This window comes from Cellulomonas sp. P5_C6, from assembly GCF_054049635.1.
On record NZ_JBFULZ010000307.1, the window covers coordinates 1 to 2,836 of the forward strand.

At 72.9% G+C, this 2,836-nt stretch carries 3 protein-coding genes; 1 reads left to right on the top strand and 2 read right to left on the bottom strand.

The genetic code is table 11. The features are described from left to right. On the top strand, positions 1-1,244 hold a 1,244-nt coding region (gene rny / locus ACXJKG_RS20515; RefSeq protein WP_456847568.1), incomplete at its 5' end, for a ribonuclease Y. 37 nt (positions 1,245-1,281) lie between these two features. Here rny and ACXJKG_RS20520 read toward each other — a convergent pair. Both ACXJKG_RS20520 and ACXJKG_RS20525 read right to left on the bottom strand, forming a co-directional pair. Continuing rightward, positions 1,282-2,142, bottom strand: a complete 861-nt coding sequence (locus ACXJKG_RS20520; protein ID WP_456847569.1) for an amino acid ABC transporter permease — start codon at positions 2,140-2,142, stop codon at positions 1,282-1,284. Further along, complete coding sequence (locus ACXJKG_RS20525) at positions 2,139-2,828, bottom strand: amino acid ABC transporter permease (RefSeq protein WP_456847570.1); 690 nt, start codon at positions 2,826-2,828, stop codon at positions 2,139-2,141. The genes ACXJKG_RS20520 and ACXJKG_RS20525 overlap by 4 nt, the downstream gene beginning before the upstream one ends. Positions 2,829-2,836 lie beyond the last annotated feature (8 nt).

Genomic DNA, 2,836 nt, shown 5'->3' on the forward strand with positions numbered 1-2,836 from the left:
GCGCTCGGCTGGTCGAGGACGCCGAGCGCGCGGGCGCTCGGCTGGTCGAGGACGCCGAGCGCGCGGCAGCGGCGCGCGCGACGGAGGCGGAGCGTGCCGCGCTGGCGGAGGTCGAGTCGGTCGCGGGCCTGACCGCGGAGGACGCGCGTGCCGAGCTGACCCGGCGGATCGTCGAGGACGCCCAGAACGACGCCGCCGCGCAGGTGCGGCGAGCGGAGGCGCAGGCGCGGCGCACGGCGGAGGGGCGCGCCCGGCGCATCGTGACGACCGCGGTCCAGCGGCTCGCCGTGCCGACCAGCACCCAGTCCGCCCTGACCGTCCTGGCGCTCCCGTCGGACGAGATGAAGGGCCGCATCATCGGCAAGGAGGGTCGCAACATCCGGTCCTTCGAGGCGCTGACCGGCGTGAACGTGCTCATCGACGACCAGCCGGACGCGGTCGTGCTCTCGTGCTTCGACACCGAGCGCCGGGAGGTCGCCCAGGTGGCGCTCGAGGCGCTCATGGCCGACGGTCGCATCCACCCCCAGCGCATCGAGCAGGCGTACGCCGAGGCGCTGGCCGGGGCGGAGGAGCGGACCGACGCCGCGGGCCATGACGCCGCCGAGCGCGCGGGCGTGCGGGGCCTGCACCCGACGCTGGTCCGGACGCTGGGACGGCTGCGGCTGCGCACGTCCTACGGGCAGAACGTGCTCGAGCACCTGGTGGAGTCCGCCGTGCTCGCCGCCGCGATCGCCGCGGAGGTCGGCGCCGACGTCGAGGTGGCTCGTCGCGGCGCGCTGCTGCACGACCTGGGCAAGGCGCTGACGGCGGAGGTCCCGGGCACGCACGCCCTGGTGGGCGCTGACCTGGCGCGCCGGCACGGGGAGTCGGCGACCGTGGTCAACGCGATCGCGGCACACCACGACGAGGTGCCGCCGGAGACGGTCGAGGCGGTCCTCGTTCAGGTCGCGGACGCGATCTCGGCAGCCCGCCCAGGGGCCAGGCGCGAGGAGCTGGACCAGTACGTCGAGCGCATCGACAAGCTCGAGCAGCTGGTCACCGCGCACGCGGGGGTCCGTCGGGCGCTGGCCATGTCGGCGGGCCGCGAGGTCCGGGTCGTGGTGGAGCCGTCCGAGGTGGACGACTACGCGCTCCCGCAGCTGGCCGTGGCGATCGCCCGGCACATCGAGGCGGACCTGGCCTACCCGGGCGAGATCAAGGTGACGGTCGTCCGGGAGATGCGCGCGAGCGCGACGGCGGGCTGACGCCCCAGCAGATCGTCCTCGGTGCCGATCCGGCCCGTCAGTCCTTGCCGGTCGCCACGACGAGGCTCGGTGCCTCCGCCCGCGGACGCCCGGCCGTGCGCTTCCCGACCCGTCCGGCGAGCAGGGACGCCAGCCGCGTCAACGCGTAGTTGATGACGATGAAGATGAGCGCTGCGACGACCAGCGACTGCAGGATGTTCCCGTTGCCGGACCCGAACCGCCGGGCGGCGTCGAGCAGCTCCGGGTACGTGATGATGACGCCGAGCGCGGTGTCCTTGAGGATCACGACGAGCTGGCTGGCGATCGCGGGCAGCATCGCGATGAGCGCCTGCGGGACCTCGACGATCCGCAGGGACTGACCGTCCCGGAGCCCGATCGCCAGGGCGGCCTCGCGCTGTCCCCGCGGCAGGCTGTGCACGCCGGACCGGACGAGCTCGGCGAACACGGAGCCGTTGTAGAACGTGAGCCCCAGGACGACGGCGACCAGCGGCACGTCGGACGGCTCGAGCACCCGCATCTGCCCGAGCCCCAGGTAGAAGAAGATCATCATGAGCAGCACGGGGACGGCGCGGAAGAACTCGACGATCGTGCCGCTGACCGAGCGCACCGCGCGCGACGGGGAGAGCCGTCCGAGCCCGAGGACGAGCCCGAAGACGGCGGACGTGACGATGGAGATCCCGGCGGCCTTGAGGGTGTCGCGCAGGCCGGGGAGCAGGTAGTTGGTCCACGGGTTGGCCGTGAGGAACGGGCTCCAGAGGGCCGGGTCGAGCTGCCCCTTGGCGCCGAGCCGCGCCAGCACCCAGGCGCCGATACCGACCACGACGACCGTCGCCGCGATGTTGACCCAGACCATGCGGCGACGGGCGACCGGGCCCGGGACGTCGAACAGGGTGCTCATCGGGCCACCGCCAGCCGCCGGGAGAGCGCCGTGGTCGCCAGGCCGATCGGCACGACGATGATCACGAAGCCCAGCGCGAAGGTGAGGAAGATCGCGACGATGACGTCGGGCCKGAACTCGATCATGGTCTTCATCAGGCCGGACGCCTCGGCGACGCCGGCGGCGGACGCGACCGTCGAGTTCTTGGTGAGCGCGATGAGCACGTTGCCCAGCGGCGCCACGGAGCCGCGGAACGCCTGCGGCAGGATGATCAGCCGCGCCGCGGGCCAGAACGACAGCCCGATCGCGCGCGCCGCCTCGGCCTGGCCGACGGGCACGGTGTTCACGCCCGACCGCAGGGCCTCGCAGACGAACGCGGCGTGGTAGACGGCCAGGGCGAGGATGGCGAGCCGGAAGAAGTTCGTCTCGAAGCTGGCCGACAGCGTGAACCCGAGCTGCCCCCAGAGCCCCAGGACGCAGAACACCATGATGATCGTCAGGGGCGTGTTCCGGAGCAGCGTGACGTAGGTCGACCCGGCCCAGCGCAGGCTCGGGACGGGGGAGATCCGCATGGTCGCCAGCAGGGTGCCCAGGACCAGGGCGAGGATGCCCGCGTAGAAGGTCAGCTGGATGTTGACCCAGAACGCGGCGGGCACGTCGAACTCGCCGAACAGCGACACGAACTGCTGGAGGAAGCCGTCGTCCACCGGCGCTC

Bases quoted from the DNA above. Each gene is read 5' to 3' on its own strand.
- ACXJKG_RS20520 (WP_456847569.1), bottom strand. From the start codon at position 2,142: ATGAGCACCCTGTTCGACGTCCCGGGCCCGGTCGCCCGTCGCCGCATG.